The organism is Bacillus sp. JJ1503 (assembly GCF_036965125.1).
In the GTDB taxonomy this organism is placed as follows: domain Bacteria; phylum Bacillota; class Bacilli; order Bacillales; family Cytobacillaceae; genus Cytobacillus.
In genome coordinates this window covers 6,851-8,201 of sequence record NZ_JBALOZ010000068.1, presented here as the reverse complement: position 1 = coordinate 8,201, position 1,351 = coordinate 6,851, and the positions used below count along the sequence as shown (strand labels likewise).

Genomic DNA, 1,351 nt, shown 5'->3' with positions numbered 1-1,351 from the left:
TTATTTCTGTTTTTTTTCTTTATTATATTTGTAGCCGTTTATTCTCCAACTTAAAAGGGAGTTTTTATAGTATGTTCTAAAAGGGTCATACATATTTCTGAAATCCTGTTGCTTTTGTTTCTCTTTAGGTAGTAGCACAATATAAGTAAAAAGTAAAGAAAATAGGTTTTTTCATTAGTACAAGATTCCCCCCATCTACATAGGCTGTTAATGTAAATAAATTATGGAGAAAGGGGATCTTGATATGTTTTGCGGACCAAGACCAACAAATATTTTACCTGCTTTTGTTTCACCAACTAAATGTTGTGTGAATCATAATTTCCAGAATACGATCGTTCCACATATCCATCCAAGTCATACAACTACTGTGAACCATCATAATTTCCAGCATGTGCATTCTTTCCCGCATACGCAATCAGTAGTTAATGAGGTGACAAACCAACAGTTTGTTGCACCAGCAGCACCTGGATTTGTACCTTCTGCAGGATATGGTGCACCTGGTCCAGGGGCAGTAGCTCCGGGCTTCGGTGTTCCGGGACCGGGAATGTACGGTGCAGGACCATATTTCAGAAAATAATCAAGGCGAGGGCATATTTGGATATGCCCTTGTTTTTATATATCCGGTGAGTGAGCAAGTATCATTTGAAATTATCATGTATACATAGAAAGGCTAGTGCTATGACTAAAGTTGCAATCATATCTGGCTATAAACCTTATGAAATCGGTATATTTAAAAATGATGATCCAGCTGTTCATATTATTAAATTGGCAATAAAAAACCAGCTCTTATCCCTATTAGACGAAGGGCTGGAATGGGTAATCATTAGCGGTCAGCTTGGTACAGAACTATGGGCTGCAGAGGTAGTGTTCGACCTTCAGCTTGAAGGCTTCCATGATCTTCAGCTTGCCGTAATAACTCCTTTCTTGAATCAGGAAGATACATGGAAGGAAGCAAATAAAGAATGGTATGAATCGATATTGGCACAAGCTGATTATATTGATTCTGTTTCGAGAAAGCCTTATGAAAAGCCTTGGCAATTCCGTATAAAGAACCAATTTTTTGTAGAAAAAAGTGATGTTCTGCTTTTGTTTTATGATACGGAGAAAGAGGGAAGCCCAAAATACTTATTTGAAGAAGCGAAAAGGAAGCAGGAAAAGAGTCATTATGAAATTAGAGTTATCAGTTTCGATGACTTACAAGTATTAGCTGAGGAAGTGCAAATGAAAGCCGAGTATGAATGATAAAGTGAAACTTCAATCTGTGGGGGGCCGACGCACAGGATGTGTCTAGTGCAAATGTTGCGACAGGAAGAACGTTTTAAGTCTGCTTCCTCCCCACTGATTGTTAGTT

At 38.2% G+C, this 1,351-nt stretch carries 2 protein-coding genes; both read left to right on the top strand.

Annotated elements, in window-relative coordinates:
- The first annotated feature begins 244 nt into the window (after positions 1-244).
- Positions 245-577 carry a spore coat protein gene (locus V7149_RS06265; protein WP_335344793.1) on the top strand — a complete coding sequence of 111 codons (333 nt, stop codon included), beginning with the start codon at positions 245-247 and terminating at the stop codon, positions 575-577.
- Between the two features lie 101 nt (positions 578-678).
- Positions 679-1,242 carry a DUF1273 domain-containing protein gene (locus V7149_RS06260; RefSeq protein ID WP_335344792.1) on the top strand — a complete coding sequence of 188 codons (564 nt, stop codon included), beginning with the start codon at positions 679-681 and terminating at the stop codon, positions 1,240-1,242.
- Positions 1,243-1,351 lie beyond the last annotated feature (109 nt).